Genomic DNA, 17,193 nt, shown 5'->3' with positions numbered 1-17,193 from the left:
CCCGATCAGGCAACCTTGGTTTGCGCGGCCGCCCCGTCCTGTGTTATGGGTTTTTTGTCATTCTGATTCAGGAAGCTCTTGAGCTTGTCCTCAATCAGGCGCGGGTTTTCACCCTCGAGGATCGAGATAACACCTGCAAGGATGATTTCCTTGGCCACCATGTGGTTCCGGTGCAGCAGCTTGAGCTTTCCGGCAATCGGGAAATAAACCACATTGGCCAGCGAGACTCCATAGACCGTGGCCACGAATGCCACGGCGATCCCCCCTCCCAGCTTGCTCGGATCGGTCAGATTTTCCATGACGTGGATCAGGCCGAGCACCGCGCCGATGATCCCAATGGTGGGCGAATAGCCTCCGGCCGCCTCCCAGAACTTGATCGGGAGTTCGCCTTCCTCTTCCATGTTGGCCATCTCCACTTCCATGGTTTCGCGCAGTGTCTTGGGTTCGATGCCGTCAACTGCCATGTTGAGCGCCTTCTTCAGGAAAGGATCCTTGATGCTCTCGACGTCCGACTCCAGGGAGATGATTCCTTGACGTCGTGCCTTGTTGGCGTAGCGGATGATCTCCGCAATCACATCCTTGTTGTTGGCCTTCGGCGCAAAAAAGACCTTGGCGACTGACTTCATGCTGGCAATAAACACGCTCAGCGGGAACTGGACCAGGCAGGCGCCAAAGGTTCCGCCGAGGACGATGATGGCAGCAGTTTCCTGAAGGATGGACCGGACGCTCCCGCCTTCGAGAGCCTGTCCCCCGAGGATCGCACCAAAAGCCAGCAACAGCCCTATGATTGTGCCTAGATCCATCTTTGTCCTTTAGCCTGCCGCGCCTTCAGACCCTTGACAATCTGCGCGCATATTCCGCATCCACCAGTCCCGCCAGAGTCCGGCGATAGCGGACCACCTTGTCGATGATCTCCGACATATGGTCTTTCACGATCACCTTGTCGTTGTTGGTCAGAGTGATGACCGTGTCCGGAGTCTCTTCGATGTACTCAATCAGATCGGCGTTTAAAACAATCTGGTGCCCGTTGATTTTGGTCAACTGAATCATGACTTTCCCTTTGGCCGGTGAACCAGTGGGATATATCGGCGCAGGATGCGAGATTCCTTAACATCTCTGACGGGAAATTGACATCTGCCGATGGATTTCACACACCGATCAGACTTTTGGGACGCCAGGTCTCCAAGTACTCTTGTTCACAATCAGGCGCACAGGTTTTTCCGGCCGCCTTGGATTGCGGCAGCTTGCTGTCGCCTTTGGAAAGGCCAGGCGCAGGCAAGCTGCCGCATTCCAAGGGCTTCGTCGGCACATTTGTGAATCGTGTACTGGAACTCCAAGCAAAACAGTTTTTTATAGCTATCTTGGAGCCTTGGTCCGGACTATTCGTGAATGAATGGGGAAAATGCATCTCTGGACGCTGAAAAACGGATGTAGACGGTTTTGCGCTTGTCGATGTGGAGGAGCTTTTGCCGCCCCGCAGGGGTCAGCGCGCAGTAATCCCGGCGGTAAGCTCTATTATGTACGTTTCCAGAGGAATCGGGGAGCCGCCTTCGGGAATGGCGCGGATGAGCCTTTCCACGAAAACGAAGTCGGCCGGCGTGTCGACAGTAATGCGCAGATCCGGTAGCCTCAACGCCTCCGGTGGGTCCGGGAATGCCGTCCGAAAGAGATCGAGATGCTCTTTGACATAGGTCGTGACATGCTCGCGGTGATGGGGCATGCAACCGAGCCGGTCCACTTCTTCGAGAGCGGGACGCGTGATGGCTTCGGTCGCGGCACCAACCGGCAAGGTCCTCTCCATGCAATAGTCGAGACCTTCCTCAACAAGCATCCGGACGATGCGGTTCACCGAGCCGATGTCGATCAGCGGGTTGTCTGACGTCGCGCGCACGATGACATCCGGAAGGAAAATGCCGGCAGCCTGCCGGAACCGGGCCAGGACGTCGAAACCGGGCCCGCGATAGCTTTCCACTCCCAGCCGGTGTGCTTCCTCAGCCACAACCTCGTCTTCATCGCGGTTCGTGGTGAGAACCACCACGCCGTCGAGCGAGCGGGCAGCGCGCAACCTCTCGATCGCACGTTCCATGATGGATTTGCCTGCAATGTGAAACAGCACTTTGCCGGGCAAACGCATACTGCCCATGCGAGCCTGAAGAAAGCCGAGAGTGAGCGTCATAGGATACTCTGGGTTTTTGATTTTGAGTCTGGAGTGCGGGGTCGTGCTTGACTTCAAATCCCCAATCCAAGATCAAAAGTTGAATGATTCCGTCCCCCTTGGTTCAGCCTAGCCTACCGCCGCGCGCAGGCTCCCGACGACCCATTCGACTTGTTCCCTGGTCATATCCGGATATAGCGGCAGGCTCAGGAGCCGCCGGCCCAGCGATTCGGTAACTCTCAAATCGGATCGGGACAATGAAAGCTTGCGATAGAAGCTGAACTGGTGCACGGGAGGATAGTGAATGCTCGATTGAATTCCGCCGGCTCTGAGGCTTTCCATGACTCGAGCGCGTTCCACGCCCTCGGCCAGCACAATGGTGAACAGATGATGGGACGATTTTCCCGGGTGGCTCGTGAAGGGGATGACCCAGCGCGAGTCCTGCTCCAACAGCTCACGGTACCACCCGACACGCATTTCCCTGCGGCGGTTCAGCTCTGGCAGCGCCGACAGTTGCACCCTGAGAATCGCAGCGCGCAAATCGTCCATGCGAAAGTTGAAACCCGCTTCCGACACGTCATAGGAAAACTGGTGCCCGAGGTGGCGATCCCAGGTCAGAGAGCTCATGCCGTGCGAGCGGAGCGCTTTGATCCTTTGTGCCATCCGGTCGCTTGCGGTTGTTACCATCCCCCCCTCACCACAGGTGAGATTCTTGTTTCCAAAAAAACTGAAGCAGCCCACGTCCCCCCAAGCACCGCAGCGGGTATCGCGCCAGCTTGCCCCGGGAGCATGGGCCGCATCTTCCACCACCCAGAGACCGTGACGCCGTGCCAGGCTCATCACAGCATCCATGGAGCACGGGTAGCCGCCGTAGTGCATCACGCAGATGCCCCGGGTGCGAGGAGTAATTGCGCGCGATAGATTCTCGGGGGAAGTCAACGGCTGCTCGGGCGAATCCACGTCCACGAAGCACGGAACGCCGCCTGCGTGCCACAGGCAGTTGGCGGCCGCCACAAAGTTCAAGGAAGGCGTGAGAACCTCATCGCCCCGCTCGAGCCCGAGGGCGGCAAACGCAAGATGGAGTGCCGCGGTGCCGCTGGAGACCGCAATGGCGTGTGACACGCCGATGAAATCGGCAAACTCCCTCTCCAGGCTGCGCGCAACCGGTCCGTAGGTCCACCATCCTGAGCGCAGCACCGCAGCTGCTTCCCGGACTTCCGTCTCCGCAAAGCTGGGCGCACAGAGGGGCACGCGCCACTCAGGCGAGGGCGAAGGCGTCGGCTCGCTCCTCAAATTCTTGCTGGGCAAGCTCATAATCCTCCCGGCGACCGATATCGAACCAGAAATCCTCGGAATGGAACCCGACCACTTTTTCTCCGCAGCCCAGGAGCCGGAGCACCAGATCCGGGAAGTCGAGGTATTCATCTTTCGTGAGGTAGCCGAGCACACGCGGTTCATAGACGTAGACACCCATGCTGACATCAAAGGTGTAAAGCGGCTTCTCGCGATACGCGACCAGTTCGTTGCTCTCGTTGGTCTCCAGCACTCCCAGATCGATGCGCACCTCCTTGCGATGCATGGCAAGGGTGAGTGCGGCCCCCGACGACCGGTGGAAGTCACACAGCGACCGGTAGTCCAGCGTGGTGAGCACGTCCCCGTTCATCACCAGGAACGTGTCATTGAGTCCGGCGATGCGGGCGAGTGGACCTGCGGTCCCAAGGGGCCGGGATTCGCGTGCGTAACTCAAGTTCAGCCCCGGGATGCTGCGGTGTCCATTCTGGAAGTACGCTTCGATCAGCTCGCCCAGGTGTCCGACAGACAAGACAATGTCACAGATTCCCTGCCGCACAAGTTGGCGGACGATAATCTCCAAAATCGGCCGCTCCCCAATCGGCACCAGCGGCTTGGGGAAGATAGTCGTGTAAGGGGCGAGCCGGGCGCCCTTCCCTCCGGCGAGTATCACCGCCTTCATGCCTGTCCTCCTCCATCTGCAAGTCGAGTTTCCGCAGCTTCCGTTGCCGCCTCTATGCTTCCATCCACGGGCCTTGAGCGACGACGTTGCTGCGCGCCGTCCGGCCGCGACCGGCAGGAGGAACCTGCGCATCGGCCTGCTTCATGCCGCCCACTGCCGCCACGTTAGAGGAGAGGAAGAGCGCGGTTTCATAACAGGTCATCAACAGGCTGTCGGTGAACTTGCCCAAAGCAGGCCGCACCCTGCGCCCGAGGCGCATTTCAATCAGCCAGGCGGGAAAGTCGGCTCCGGCAGCAATGGTGAGGTTGATCCCTCCGGAGAAACGCGGATTCACTTCAAAGACGGTACCCCGATCTGCGTACCACTTGAGTTGTATGTTGGCCGGGCCACGTATCTGCAGAGCCTCGGCCACACGAACACCCAGATCGATCAACGCCGGGTGATTCCAGGTCTGCCCGCGGTCGGTTACGCCGGAACGAACTACCAGCCTCTCCCGGGGCACGGCGCTGATGATGGCGCCATTGAAATCCGCCAGCACGTCGATCGTGAACTCGCGGCCGGGCAGGTATTCCTGGATCACCGGGTCCGCCACATAGCTCGAGAAGAAGCGCAGTTCCTTTTCATTGTTGATGGGGTGGGCGCCTACGCTGCCCCGGCCCTGCCGCGGCTTCAGAAACAGCGGATAGCTGAGGCTCCCGAAGTCCAGCTCGTGGGGAAGCCATGTGCGCGGTGTGGCGATGCCCTTCTCTGCCAGAAACTGGACCGTCCGCAGCTTGTCATTGCAGATGGTTCCGGTCTCTTGGCCTGAAACCGCCACGCGTACGCCCATCTCCAGAAAGGAGCCGGCATGAGCGCCGAACAGCGGCAGCTCGTCGTCGATCGTGGGGATGAGGAGGTGGATCCGTTCCTTGAAGCAGATCGACCTGATGAGAGGTAGATACTGTTTGTCGGTAGTAAGCGGGACGAGGTAATGGCGATCGCTGAAATAGAGGGCGGGGCTGAGCGCATTCATGTCTGAGGTGACCACATTGCCGCGTACGCCCAGTCGCCTCAACGCCTGCACGAAACCCTGGATCAGCGGTACGCGCCGGCTGGCCGCGGTGATTAGAATGTTGATTTCGCGCATGTTGTCTCCTGTCATGGTGTGGAGGCGCTTGGCTGTCCCTGAGGCATCGTCGATGCCGTTTCCCTGTCCGCCGCTTTCGCGCAGTGCGCCGGTACCAGATCCTCCCAGTACAGGATACTGTCTTTGGCGATTTTGCGGCGCGCCTGCATGCCCGTCACGCGGTCAACCTCACGCGGGTCGATGCCCCCGGCAGGGCGTTTGCACGTGAGCATCCAAGGCTGAACGGTTTGATGAATGGCGATATCCGTCGCAGCCACGATGCTGCGCCGGCTCAGCATCCGGCTCTGCTCTTCCTCTTTGGTGGGATGCTTGCGCCCTGTCCCCAGGCTCGCATCCACAACTGCGAGACGGGCGACCAGTTCGCGGAGTTCCCTCGGCTCGATGCTGACCTTGTGATCGGGACCCGCGCCCGTCCGGTCCAGGGTGAAGTGCTTCTCCAACACCCTCGCGCCCAGAGCTGCAGCAAGCAGGGAGAAAAAGATGCCCTCGCTATGGTCGGAAAATCCCGCGGGCAGATGGAAGTGCTCGTGCAGCGTCTGTATGGTCCTCAGATTCAGCGTGTCCGGCGGAGCGGGGTAAGTCGAGACGCAGTGTAGCAGCGCAATGTCCGGCGCCCCGCACGATTGCAGCGTGCAGACGGCCTCCTCCACCTCGTGCAGGTAGGACATGCCTGTCGAAAGCAGCAATGGTTTGCGTTTGCGGGCCAGGTGACGCAGCAGCGGCAGGTGGGTCAGGTCGGACGACGCAATTTTGAACGCGGGGACGCCGAGAGCGTCCAGAAAATCTGCACTGTCCTCGTCAAAGGGGGTTGAGAGAAAGAGCACACCCCGGCTGTCGGCTCGCGCCTTCAATCTCTCGTGACCCTCCCAGGAGAGCTCCAATCGCCTGAACATCTCATATGCCGACTCACCGCATTCGCCCTGCTGAGCAAACCGGCCGCGGGATTCCACCATCAGCCGCTCGGCCCGGAAAGTCTGGAACTTCACCGCGTCGGCGCCACAGCCAGCCGCAGCATCGATAAGCCTCAGCGCCTGCTCCAGGCTGCCATCATGGTTGATGCCGATCTCGGCAATCACAAGAACCCTGGAGGAAGCACCGATCGGCTTCCCTCCCAACATGAACTCATGCTGGTTCATCTGGACCCTCGAGCTGTCTCAGCACGAGTGGGAGTTGGAGCAGCGATTCGATGACAAAGTCCGCCTCCTCTCCGCTCTCGGCACCCCATATGATAGGTGGCTGCTGCACGCGCACGCACTTCATCCCCACGCCGCGCGCGCCCCTGCAATCCTTCTCGAGGCTGTCCCCGATGAAAAGAGCCTCATCCGGGGGCGCCTGCAAGCACCTCAACATCAGACGGAAGGGGAACGGATGCGGCTTTTCTTTCTCCAGGCCGTATTCCCACGTATAGATAATGCTGTCCACCGCCCCCTCCAGGCCGAGCGCCGCACACTTCGCTTTTTGCACATCAGGAGCGCCGTCGGTCACGATGCCAAGCCGATAGCGGGCGCGAAGCTCCTTCAGCAGTCCGTCATACCCGGTGAACAACCGGATCTGGGGAGTATGCGAACGGTAGATGCTGACCAGATCAGCCACCTGAAATCCCGAGTCCGGAAAACGTGCCAGCACCGCCGGCATGACGCTGCGCCTTCCCTCGCGAGCGAGCGTGGCCATCATCATCTGATGGATTTCATCGCGAGGCCGGCCACAGGTTGCCGACAGGTGTTCCGCCACGGCACGGAAACCGCTGGCAAGGAAATCGCGCTCGCAATAGAGCGTGTCGTCCAGGTCGAAAACAAGAGCCCGCAGCATCGGACCCCCTGGCCTGGACGATCGGCCATTGAAAAACAGGCTCGTAGCTGTCTCCGTTGTCATTCGTCCTCCGTCAGCTATTCGTCATCAAGTGGGATCTGCCCTTCATCATGGCATGCAGGATTCGGGCTACGCGGCGCGTGCCGCCGCCGTCGACCAGAGCATGCCCCCGCGCCGAGAGTTGATGCCTGAGATCTGGATGCCCATTCAGTTCCTGGAATCGGGAAATCAGGTCAGAGTTCTTCAGGAGCGTCCCGCGACCCAAGTCCAGGCAGGCCCCGGCACGGGCCAAAGCCTCGACAGTGCTTGCCTGGTGGCGATCGCAGGAGAGAGCGCACAGGGGAGCACCCAGGCACAGGGCTTCATAAGCAGCCAGGCCTCCCGCAGAAATAACCAGATCCGCATCGAACATGATCCTCAATGCATCCTCTTGCGGGGAGAGCCAGCGAAAGCGGACAGGGTTCCATCGGGTGCGCGTCAACTCCCCCTGCCCCCATGAGCAAAATCCAGGAAGGCCGACAACCTCCAGCTTGGCGTTGGTGGAGCGCAGGCCTCGGAGAACTCTCCCGAAAAGCCTGCGGCCGTCTCCTCCTCCCAGGTTGACTACTACCTTGCGGATTCTGGGACGGATCCGCTTGTCGTTTCGGTGAAAGCGCTCGCAGCCATCCGCCAGGACCAGATAGCCCGTCCCGGTGAAAAAGGTGGTGTCGTCCCGTGGGAACCTGTCTTTTGCAGGCAGGATGCTGCCGTCGAAAACGACATCGGACGCAACCGGCGCCAGCCCTAGATCGTGGATGCTCGCGACCGGAATCCCTCGCAGGCGTGCGGCCGCGATCAGACGGCGCAAGCCCACCCTTTTCCGTGTATCGATGAGAACAGCAGCCGCAGGCTCAGCCGCAGGCCAGGGTCTGCGCGGATCAAAATGACGGTAGTCAAAACCACAATGTCTAACGTGCGCCTGGGACCAGCGATCGTCGGGATCAAGCAGAAACATAGGCCGCACGGCGCCGCGCAGCCGGCGGGCAAGGATCAATGCCCTTCTCAGATGACCGAAGCCGATTGTGGGCCCGGCGGCAGTCCTTACCAACAGAGTTTTGCGAGACCTCTTTTCGTACGAAAGCGTCAATCTTTTGGCGCTCGAATTGTTCATCTGACGTACCTTTGACTGCCCCTAGGTTCCAGCAAGAATCCGGGCGCGCACAGACGCGAAGACCTCCTTGCAGGTCGGAATCAGAGGCGTGACCTCATACTCCAATAGATCTGCCACCAGACCGAAATCTCTCTTCTCATGTGCCTCGATGACATCCTTGAGCAGCGAGGCCAGCTTGAAGTGGTGCTCCCGCGCGTTGCCGCCGCTAACACTCAGAGTTTCAAATGAAATTTGAAACGATTGTTCCAACCGGTCCAGAAGCAGGTTGACCCAATAGAACCCCTCATAAAACTGCTTTAAACTCTCAAAGTCCGGCGGCCCGGAATGAGCACGAAAACTCGAAGCCAATGAGGCAGTTGCCGTCTCTACGCGCTCAAGATAGGTGATTGCTTCCCGGACTGAATCGAGTGCCACTTCCCGCAGTGTCGAGGTAGTAATCTCAATCTTCTCCCGGTCGTCGATGCGTTCCGGCAGGCTGGCCGCCCGGTCGTCCTGGAATAGGGGAAGCCCGTCAATTTGGACTTGCCGAATGATCATGTTCGGAGACAGGTGCGTGGTTTCCACAAGCTTGAGGACTTGTTCCAACGAAATCATATCCGGAGGGAGTGGCGCAACTTCTTGTTTGTCGATATACAGACGTGTCATGGCTTTCCTTTCCACGGATCCAAGCGGCCGGCCTGACCGACAAGGTTTCACGCAAATTCCGGGCCAGACTGCCGCCGGCGGGCGATTTCGGCTAAACCTCATGTGGCTTTGGGTCGATAGAGCGTGCGGCGCTCAACAGGCAAGGGCAGCCACAAAGGCGGGCTCACCGTTGCAGGCGAACCCGCCTTCCCGGAGGGCACCCGGGCGCATGAAAACCACTTCAATCCTCAGCAGAGCCGATGTACGCGGATAGTGGAAGAGGCCCAGATACCGCCCTATCCGGGTGCCACACTTTGTGTGCGATTTTGCGCTAATGCTTTTTGTCAGGCCGACCGATAAGTCGCACTATAGCATCCGGACTGGAATTCCAGCCCAGCAGGCCGATGGCCGGCTGGGTCTGTGAGGGCCTTGTCTGGGAAATGGTACGGATATCAAACCAAAACGAATTCAAGGAGGAATTCAAAAATGTCTTTCAGCATCCTTAATAACATCGCTGGGCTGAACGCTCAGAACTCTCTCAACCTCAACAACGTAAGCCTGAACCGGACATTGCTCCGCCTTTCCACGGGCAAGCGCATCAATTCCGGTGCGGACGATGCTGCCGGCCTGGGCATCGCGGACAGCCTGCGCGCGAATGTGCGCGCGCTGGATCAGGCGATCCGCAACGCCAATGACGGCATATCCGTCGCCCAGATCGCCGACGGCGCTCTGCAGGAAATTACCAACCTGTTGACCCGCGGCTTCTCGCTCGCGGAAGAAGCGGCTACCGATACGGTCGATACCGCAGGGAGAACCGCTCTCAACTCCGAGCTGACCTCGATCAAGAGTGAAATCACACGCATTGCAACCCAGACCAACTTCAATGGCGTGGCGCTCTTCACCTCTGCCGGTGTCAGCCTGAACATTTTCGTCGGCGACATTCACAACTCCAGCTCCATCGCGGTGACTGTCGGCGCCGTCAGTGCCACCAGCGTGGGTGGCCAGGATCTCACCAGCACTGCTCTCGATACCCAAGCTCATGCTCAGTCTGCCATGACTGATCTCAAGACCGCTCTGGGTGGCATTTCGACCAACCGGGCCGGCCTGGGTGCCTCCATGAACCGGCTGCAGTCCGCTGTGGCGGTGCTCCAGAGCCAGTCACAGAATACCACTGCGGCTGAATCCACCATTCGTGATGCCAACATGGCGGAGGAAATCGCCAATCTGACCAAGTATCAGATCCTCGCGCAGTCCGGCATCGCCGCCCTGTCACAGGCTAACGCAAGCAGCCAGTCTGTGTTGGCGCTGTTCAAATAGCAGGCAGCAGCAAGCTGCAGCGAAGGCTACAGGCGCGTCGCCGTTCGGCGGCGACGCGCCGTCTTTCGCGGCTTTTGGCTAATTGCGTGCTGCCGCTTCGTCGATATGAGTAAGGGGGGTTGATATCGGCCACCGGCGGGAGAGTTGTTGACCCGCGAATTGCGGCACTCCTTCTCGGTAAGGAGAATGGTCATGGCAGGCGAAATCAGCATAATAACGGGAGCTTTCGCGGACGCCTTTCAGTCCCCTGCTACGGCGTCTGCCAATCGCTCCGGTTCTCAGCGCCCGGTTGCTCCACCCGGAGCACAGGACGCTCCCGATACGTCGGCGCTCCATCCGAAAAATGACGTCGAAGGTTTGGAGGACGGCCAGGCAGAAGATAAGAAGCTGCTCCAGTCGAAACTGGAACGCGATCCGAGCGAATTATTGGCCGATAACACCACGCTCTCCTTCGAGCGTGACAGCGAGGATGGCAAGATGTACCTTCACGTCAAGGATAAGCGCACGGGTGAGGAAATCTATCGGATTCCCCAGAATTATCTCAAAAATGTAGATTCTCATCTGCGGCAGCTTCACCGGGTGGACGTCCGAATCTAATCGGGAGCGAGCTGAGACAATGTCATCCATTAATCTGATCAATGGCGGCCTCGACGTTCAAGGTATCGTCGACAACCTCATCACAGTAGCAAGCGCACCGATCACAAGGCTGCAGGCGCAGACCAAGACCTATCAGGACAAGATCACCGCCTACCAGACTTTCAATGCCAAGCTTCTCGCCTTTAAAACCAGCGTAGAGGATCTGCTTTTCAAAGGCGAGGACGTCTTGTTAAACATTCCTTCTGCTTTTGCAGATCGCTTCAGCAAGAGCCTCTTTGCTCTCAGGAAGGCGACTTCCTCCGACGATGCCGTCGTGACTGCGACCGCCGGCAAGGGCGTAGTGACGGGCAACTTTACCGTTACGGTCAGCAAGCTCGCTAAGTTCAATTCCTTCGCATCGAACAACTTCGCGTCCGACACCACCACGAACACTGCCACCGGGACCCTGGTCATTCAGAAAGGCACGGATGCGGCCGTCACGATCACGGTCGACGCGACGAACAACACGCTTCAGGGAATTAAAAACGCGATCAATAACGCCAACGCAGGAGTCACGGCCAGTGTCCTGAATGACGGGAGTAGCACACCGTACCGGCTCACGATCACCAGCAACGACTCAGGATCCGCGGGAGCCCTGACCATAACCAATAACCTTAACCAGGGGGCCGGGAGCGCTGTGACTCTCGGCGAGACGACGCCGGCTGACGACGCGGCATTCCAGATCAACGGCGTCAACGTCACCAGCAGCTCCAACAGAGTCACCAATGCCGTCGAGGGTGTGACCTTTGACCTCAAAGCCGAGTCGGGAACCGCCAGCATCACCGTTGAGCGTGACATCGATTCGATCGTGGCAGGCCTCAAGGACTTCGTCGCGAAATATAATGACGTCGTATCTAACATCTCATCGCAATCCCGATACGACGCGACCACAAAGACCTCCGGAATTCTTGCCGGAGATTTCACCGTGAGGCAAACCCAGGCCGACCTCAGCTCGGCACTGTCACAGAGCATAAACTTCACTGGTTCTTCGCTCAGCCTGCTCTCCCAGATCGGAATCAAGCTCGGCAACGACGGGACTCTGAGCATCGACGAGACAAAGCTTCGGGACAAGTTGTCGTCCAATTTCAGGGAGACCGCGCAGCTGATGCTGGCCGACGCCACGGATGCAGGCGGCAATACGATCAGCATGGTCCCCATGTTGCAGGGCCGGCTCAAAAGCCTCACCGATTCGTACGACGGTCCGGTCTTTCATGCCACGGACGCCATCCAGCAGAACATCCGACGGATCAACGACCAGATCGACGAAATGAACGCCCGGCTGGATGTGCAGCGGGAGCTCTTGATTGCCCAATTCTCCAAGGCCGACGAAGCCCTGAGGCAGCTGTCGGTGCTGCAAACATCACTGATCAGCCAGCTGAACTCGCTCAGCGGGCTGGCATAATGCCGGCAAGGGAGCATCGAATGCCGTACAGCCAGGCTCATCGATACCAGGAGGTCGAGATCAAGACCGCAAGTCCGACTGAGCTCGTGGTCCTGCTCTACGATGCCGCCATCGCTGGTCTCCAGAAAGCGCAGGAGCGCCTCGCCGCCCATGACATTGCCGGCCGCGTCCGCTGCCTCAACAAAGTGACATCGATCCTCACCGAGCTGCAGGCAAACCTCAATTTCGAAGCAGGTGGGGGAATTGCCTCTTCCCTGGAGCGCCTTTATCGCTACATGAAGGACCTCGTCTTTCGGGCGAACCTGCAACAGGACACAGCACCCTTGAAGGAATGCGTAAAGCTGCTGTGCAGCCTGCGCAGCGCCTGGGCAGAGGTGGCTCAGGCCGAAAAAGGCAAGGCCAGGCCCGACGGCGCCGCGGCAGCCACAACCGCACCTGCCGCTCCCGCTCTGTCCATGGCAACCCCCGGGCCAGCTGCTTCCGCACTGGCAAACCTCAACATCACGGCCTAGAGATGAATCCCATCGACTCGGAATTGCAGGGCCTGGAAAGACTCTACGATGCACTGGAATGCCGGCTCAACCAACAGTATCGTAACCTGGAGACAGACCGGCCGGCGGATCCCGACCGCGAGCGCCTGATGACCGATCTGGTACAGCGTGCCGAGGAGGCCAGCCGGCGATTCGTTCATCTCGCCCGTGATTGGCAAAGCTCCAAGCCGTCCAACAGGAACCGAAGCGAGGTTGCATCCCGCGCATCCGACCTCTCGGAGCGGGCCCGGCAACTGCTGCAACTGATCGAGAGAAATATCGCCGGCTTTGGCACATTGCAGCGCACGGCCCGGGAATCCCTCCAGGAGCTCAAGCTTGGAGAGCAGTTCCTGCAGAGCGTGCGAGGATACAGGGAGAATCGGCCGAAGTTTATAGATGCCCGTCAGTAGCCGCCCTGGCGGCACAGATTTCCCCTGGAGCAAAAAGCTCCCTTCGCCTAACGGGTAGCATTTTGGATTGCCTCGAACTCAATCTCGCAGCACTCGCACCCCGACAGCCGGAACTCGCCCGGCTCCTGAGCGGAACCGACCTCACGCGCCTGCAGCTTTCCCCGTCACGCAAAGGCCCGCCCACCGCTTTTTATCGCCGCGATGCCGGGGATCCCGTGCCGCTCCACAGCCGTTATGATCCGATGCCGGAAGCACGTCAGTCCCTGAAGGACCTTGACCTTGCTGAAGCGGACTATTTTGTCTTCCTGGGTTTTGGGCTCGGATACGGGCTGGATGCCCTGCTCGAAAGAGTGGCGCCAGAGACCGCGCACATCTTCGTGGTCGAATCGGATCTGGAGATCCTGCTCGCGGCACTTGCGGCGCGTGACCTGACATCATGGCTGGCGCTGCCGAACATCCACTTCGCCTGGCCTGCAGGGGGAAATGAGCTGGCACAGCAATGGAAACAGTTTTTTGATCCCGTGCAGGCGCGCAAGAGCGTATTCATCAGTCATCCACCTTCGCTCGTACTTAAACCGGGCCTGTTCAAAGCTGCTGCTGAAATCATAAAGAGCCAGACACTACAGATCTTCACCGACATCAACACGCTCGTGGGAAAAGCGCCCGTGTTCCTGGACAACTTCATAACCAACTTCTCCCGCGCTTCTTCGTCGCCCGGCGTCAGCGCTTTTGCACGCAGGTTCGCGGGTGTTCCCGCCGTGCTGGTCGCAGCAGGACCCTCCCTGGATCGGAACATTCACGAACTGCGCCCATTCCAGAACCAGGTGTTGGTTCTGGCAGCCGACACGGCACTGAAGCCGCTGCTCGCATCCGGCATCGAACCCCATTTCGTCTTAAGCGGCGATCCCGGTTATGAGAACTACCTCCATCTCAAGGACGCCGTTGCACGGGAGACCTATCTGGTCGCCGAAGCCACCGCGTACCCTGAAACCCTTGCATCGTTCAACGGCCGTACAATTCTCTGCAGGTTCGAAAATTCGTCGCTCCGGACTCTTTCCGAGCTTCTTGCCTCCAAGGGGACTCTGCGCGCCTGGGGTTCCGTTGCAACCATGTGCCTGGATTTCGCCCTGCTGTTGGGATGTGACCCTGTCATTTTTGTCGGTCAGGACCTCGCCTTCAGCGACGGGCGCACCTACTGTTCGGGCCTGCACTGGGAGGAACAGTGGTTCCATGAGGTCGGCAGCCCGGATGCATGGCAGCGCCGCTGGGCAGAACTCCGGGCCTCGAACAGAATCGTGGTAACGGAAGATCTCTTTGGTCGGCCGGTGGAAACCACCGACAAGCTCATGGCCTACTGGAACTGGATCGGTTCCGAGATCGAAAAACATCCGGAAGTCAATTTCATCAACGCCACTGAGGGAGGAATGCTCAGAGACAATCTGGCGGTCATGAGTCTTCATGAAGCCTTGCACCGGTGCGGCGATAAACAGCACGACTTGCGCGACCGGATCCGACGTGTGTTCTCCAAAGCGGCGAGCAGCGGCAGCATTAGGGGCACAGTCATTCTGGCAGCGCTGGAAAAGGAGTCTGGGCAGTTGGAGGCCGTCCTGGCAGAGGGAATTCAACTGTGCACTGCCGGGAATCCGGCCTTAGGGCAAGAGGATCTCGCCCGGTTGGAGCGGGTCAATGAATCGCTGCATACTTTGAGCCGGCTCGCACCGATCATCGACTCCTTCAACCAGCTTGGCAATACACAGTTCCTGAGACGACGCGCTGCGCTGGGAGTCCGATTGCACGGTCCCGCCGGCATCTCAGAGCTCCGGGGAGCCTATCTTGAGTACTTCCAGTCCGTCGCTCGAGCGCGTACCACGATCGATGATGCACTTCGCAAGCTGAATGAAGCCGTGAAGGGTTGCACAGGACGGGGAGCATTTTGATCCGCAATCCCGAACTCTCCCAGTTGCCCACCGCATCACCTGCGTTGAGCCTTTGCTTTTCAATAGTATTTTCGAAACAGAACAGTCAGAAATGGCCGTATGAACCAGGGGAGTCCTCAGGGGTCGCCGGCAGTGGCTGCACGCCCAGCGTGATTCTTCGGCTCTACTCAAGCAGCTTTTTGAGGACGTCAGGAGGTGGGAGCTGAGATTTGGACGCAGCCACATTTTCCCGCTTGATTGCCTCGTAGACTTCCTGACGGTGCACGGAAATGTGGCGCGGCGCGTTGATACCTACCTTGACGCTGCTACTTCCTATATTGAGGATAGTGACTTCGATTTCGTTGCCGATGATCAGGCTTTCTCCCTTTTTCCGCGTGAATACTAGCACAGGTGTCTCCGACTCAAGTCCTTCCACCCGTATGTTGTGGCGCTCAGAGACATGCCCTACACCGTTTCCGCACTGTGGCGCTCCGAGGAGCCGAAGAGCGGGTGGCGCACGGAATATTGGCTGTCCAGGAGAATCACCTGCTTGCCGCACCGATTCTTCTGGTTGATCAGGATCGGAGCCATCAGGTTCAGCGTCGCCTCCGAAGGGTTCTCAGGTATGGTAGCCACCGCGAATACCGACACCTCCTCAGGCTTGTCCGTTTTCAAATCGCACATATCCGCGTCCCCCAGCTCAAATGCGTAGGCGGGGTGGAGCAGGAAGGGATTTACCACCAAAAGAGCGATGGGAGGATCGTCAAGAGACTGCAGGTATTGGAAAGGTTTCAGATGCTCGAATTCCAGGATGGCAAACTTGTGGATCTGAGGAAATCCTGGAATGCCCTCGTCAAAACCGATGATGCTGGCGACAGGAACTTCAATTTCGCCGAAATTGGTTGTCCGAACGGTCAAAGCTTTCGATTCAGTCATCATGGAACCGCGATCAAACGAATAACTGCAATTGCATGAAAACGAGGTCGGAGTACCGGGCTTTTTGCGGCGCGACGCCGCGGAAAATCACTTTCAGCCCCTATGAACCCAAAGCCAGGCCGGCAACCTCGCACATTCTACATTTGCCCTGAGGGCGCTGTCTACGAATTTAGTGGGGAGAGCACCGGCCCTGTTGTCTGCGGCCGGGCGCGGCGAGCGGCGCTTCATGGTATGGCAGAAGCGAAGGGTCTGGCAACGCACCAAGCTCTCCCTTCGGCCTCGGATCTGTAAGACATTGCCACCTCCTGCATACGATTACAGCGTTCCCCCAGGTCACCCTAGAAAATCGAACAGGTTCTTCTGATGAATGAGCGATCCCGCAGTGAGTGCGGCTTGCATTGCAGTCTGCGTTTGGGAAAGTCGGGAGATAGCCTCGGCCATGTTGGCATCTCCGATATGCGATTGGCGCGTCTTGATGTCTGTTTCCTGCGTCTGGCGTGCCAGGGCAGCATCCTGCAGCTTGCTTAGATCCACTCCCAGCGACGTGCGGACCCGGCCCAAGGTGGCGAGGGCGCCGGAGAATCCGGCGAGGGCGGATTGGATGGCAGTTTGATTGCCGCTGCCGATTGCTGTCAGCAAGGTCTCGACAGTATTGAACACCGGTGCGAGGACGGCCGCACCCGGAATGTTTTGGTTCACCTTGAGGCCGTTGCTGATGTCGATCGTGTTGACGTCGGCATTACCGAGGTAGGTGACGGTGTCACCGGTAATTGAAAACGCGGGCGTGGTGACACTCGAGCCCGCAAAAATGTATCGACCTCTGACCTGGGTGTTGGCCAGCGAAAAGATCTGATCGCGCTGGGATCGGATGTCGGCCGCGAGCGTGGCGAGGGTGTTGGCATCGTTGGGACCGTTGGCAGCCGCGCTGCCGCGGGTGAAAATAGAGGTAACCAGATTGTATATGGAGTTAAGAGTCGACTCGCTGACTTGCAGAAAGAAGCCGCTGTTGTCGGCATTGGTCTGGTACTGATCGAGCTGAGACAGTTGATCGTTGAGCTTCACCATCTCGGCACTGTCGGCCGGCGCGATGTGCAGATGATTGAGCCTCTTTCCGGAAGACACTTCCTCATTCGCCTGTTCCGCCCTTTCGTTGAGCATGTTCAGGTTGTCGAGGAGGCTACGATAGCTGATCGAGTCGGAAATACGCATG

Annotated in this window: 19 protein-coding genes; 6 read left to right on the top strand and 13 right to left on the bottom strand. The window is 58.8% G+C overall.

The window, feature by feature from the left end; genetic code table 11:
* Positions 1 to 5: 5 nt before the first annotated feature.
* The 10 genes from LAP85_03655 to LAP85_03610 all read right to left on the bottom strand — a co-directional run bounded on the left by LAP85_03655 (position 6) and on the right by LAP85_03610 (position 8,857).
* Positions 6 to 803: a flagellar motor protein gene (locus tag LAP85_03655; protein ID MBZ5495474.1), complete on the bottom strand. Its 798-nt coding sequence runs from the start codon at positions 801 to 803 to the stop codon at positions 6 to 8.
* A gap of 25 nt (positions 804 to 828) precedes the next feature.
* On the bottom strand, positions 829 to 1,050 hold the full coding sequence (locus LAP85_03650; GenBank protein MBZ5495473.1) for a flagellar FlbD family protein: 222 nt from the start codon (positions 1,048 to 1,050) through the stop codon (positions 829 to 831).
* A gap of 433 nt (positions 1,051 to 1,483) precedes the next feature.
* Positions 1,484 to 2,176, bottom strand: a complete 693-nt coding sequence (locus LAP85_03645) for a spore coat protein (protein ID MBZ5495472.1) — start codon at positions 2,174 to 2,176, stop codon at positions 1,484 to 1,486.
* A gap of 108 nt (positions 2,177 to 2,284) precedes the next feature.
* Positions 2,285 to 3,463 carry a DegT/DnrJ/EryC1/StrS family aminotransferase gene (locus LAP85_03640; GenBank protein ID MBZ5495471.1) on the bottom strand — a complete coding sequence of 393 codons (1,179 nt, stop codon included), beginning with the start codon at positions 3,461 to 3,463 and terminating at the stop codon, positions 2,285 to 2,287.
* The gene (locus LAP85_03635; GenBank protein ID MBZ5495470.1) at positions 3,414 to 4,127 is read right to left on the bottom strand and encodes an NTP transferase domain-containing protein; all 714 of its coding nucleotides are present in this window, start codon (positions 4,125 to 4,127) and stop codon (positions 3,414 to 3,416) included. Before LAP85_03635 ends, LAP85_03640 begins: the two co-directional genes overlap by 50 nt.
* Positions 4,128 to 4,179: 52 nt before the next feature.
* Complete coding sequence (locus LAP85_03630) at positions 4,180 to 5,253, bottom strand: ATP-grasp domain-containing protein (protein MBZ5495469.1); 1,074 nt, start codon at positions 5,251 to 5,253, stop codon at positions 4,180 to 4,182.
* Between the two features lie 11 nt (positions 5,254 to 5,264).
* Positions 5,265 to 6,389: an N-acetylneuraminate synthase family protein gene (locus LAP85_03625; protein MBZ5495468.1), complete on the bottom strand. Its 1,125-nt coding sequence runs from the start codon at positions 6,387 to 6,389 to the stop codon at positions 5,265 to 5,267.
* On the bottom strand, positions 6,376 to 7,125 hold the full coding sequence (locus LAP85_03620) for an HAD hydrolase-like protein (protein MBZ5495467.1): 750 nt from the start codon (positions 7,123 to 7,125) through the stop codon (positions 6,376 to 6,378). Before LAP85_03620 ends, LAP85_03625 begins: the two co-directional genes overlap by 14 nt.
* Before the next feature lie 10 nt (positions 7,126 to 7,135).
* Complete coding sequence (locus LAP85_03615; GenBank protein ID MBZ5495466.1) at positions 7,136 to 8,095, bottom strand: hypothetical protein; 960 nt, start codon at positions 8,093 to 8,095, stop codon at positions 7,136 to 7,138.
* 138 nt (positions 8,096 to 8,233) lie between these two features.
* The gene (locus LAP85_03610) at positions 8,234 to 8,857 is read right to left on the bottom strand and encodes a hypothetical protein (GenBank protein ID MBZ5495465.1); all 624 of its coding nucleotides are present in this window, start codon (positions 8,855 to 8,857) and stop codon (positions 8,234 to 8,236) included.
* Positions 8,858 to 9,322: 465 nt separating this feature from the next.
* Here LAP85_03610 and LAP85_03605 point away from each other — a divergent pair, with 465 nt between their 5' ends.
* The 6 genes from LAP85_03605 (at position 9,323) to LAP85_03580 (ending at position 15,068) form a co-directional block, all read left to right on the top strand.
* Positions 9,323 to 10,153 (top strand): flagellin FliC, encoded by an 831-nt coding sequence (locus tag LAP85_03605; protein ID MBZ5495464.1) that lies wholly within the window; start codon positions 9,323 to 9,325, stop codon positions 10,151 to 10,153.
* 192 nt (positions 10,154 to 10,345) lie between these two features.
* Positions 10,346 to 10,750, top strand: coding sequence for a flagellar protein FlaG (locus tag LAP85_03600; protein MBZ5495463.1), 405 nt, complete (start codon positions 10,346 to 10,348; stop codon positions 10,748 to 10,750).
* Positions 10,751 to 10,769: 19 nt separating this feature from the next.
* Positions 10,770 to 12,191 carry a flagellar filament capping protein FliD gene (fliD, locus tag LAP85_03595; GenBank protein ID MBZ5495462.1) on the top strand — a complete coding sequence of 474 codons (1,422 nt, stop codon included), beginning with the start codon at positions 10,770 to 10,772 and terminating at the stop codon, positions 12,189 to 12,191.
* 20 nt (positions 12,192 to 12,211) lie between these two features.
* A complete protein-coding gene (gene fliS / locus LAP85_03590; GenBank protein ID MBZ5495461.1) occupies positions 12,212 to 12,703 on the top strand; it encodes a flagellar export chaperone FliS in 492 nt (163 codons plus the stop codon).
* A gap of 2 nt (positions 12,704 to 12,705) precedes the next feature.
* Entirely contained in the window at positions 12,706 to 13,131 is a 426-nt protein-coding gene (locus LAP85_03585; GenBank protein MBZ5495460.1) for a hypothetical protein, read from the top strand.
* A 62-nt stretch (positions 13,132 to 13,193) separates the two neighbouring features.
* On the top strand, positions 13,194 to 15,068 hold the full coding sequence (locus tag LAP85_03580) for a DUF115 domain-containing protein (protein ID MBZ5495459.1): 1,875 nt from the start codon (positions 13,194 to 13,196) through the stop codon (positions 15,066 to 15,068).
* 163 nt (positions 15,069 to 15,231) lie between these two features.
* Here LAP85_03580 and csrA read toward each other — a convergent pair whose 3' ends face one another.
* From csrA to LAP85_03565, 3 genes are all read right to left on the bottom strand, one after another.
* Positions 15,232 to 15,456: a carbon storage regulator CsrA gene (gene csrA / locus LAP85_03575; GenBank protein ID MBZ5495458.1), complete on the bottom strand. Its 225-nt coding sequence runs from the start codon at positions 15,454 to 15,456 to the stop codon at positions 15,232 to 15,234.
* Positions 15,457 to 15,512: 56 nt separating this feature from the next.
* Positions 15,513 to 15,986, bottom strand: coding sequence for a flagellar assembly protein FliW (locus LAP85_03570; GenBank protein MBZ5495457.1), 474 nt, complete (start codon positions 15,984 to 15,986; stop codon positions 15,513 to 15,515).
* Positions 15,987 to 16,316: 330 nt separating this feature from the next.
* Entirely contained in the window at positions 16,317 to 17,192 is an 876-nt protein-coding gene (locus tag LAP85_03565; GenBank protein ID MBZ5495456.1) for a hypothetical protein, read from the bottom strand.
* Between the last annotated feature and the right edge of the window lies 1 nt (position 17,193).

This window comes from Terriglobia bacterium, from assembly GCA_020072565.1.
Lineage (GTDB): Bacteria > Acidobacteriota > UBA6911 > UBA6911 > UBA6911 > JAFNAG01.
This window is presented reverse-complemented; position numbering and strand designations above follow the sequence as displayed.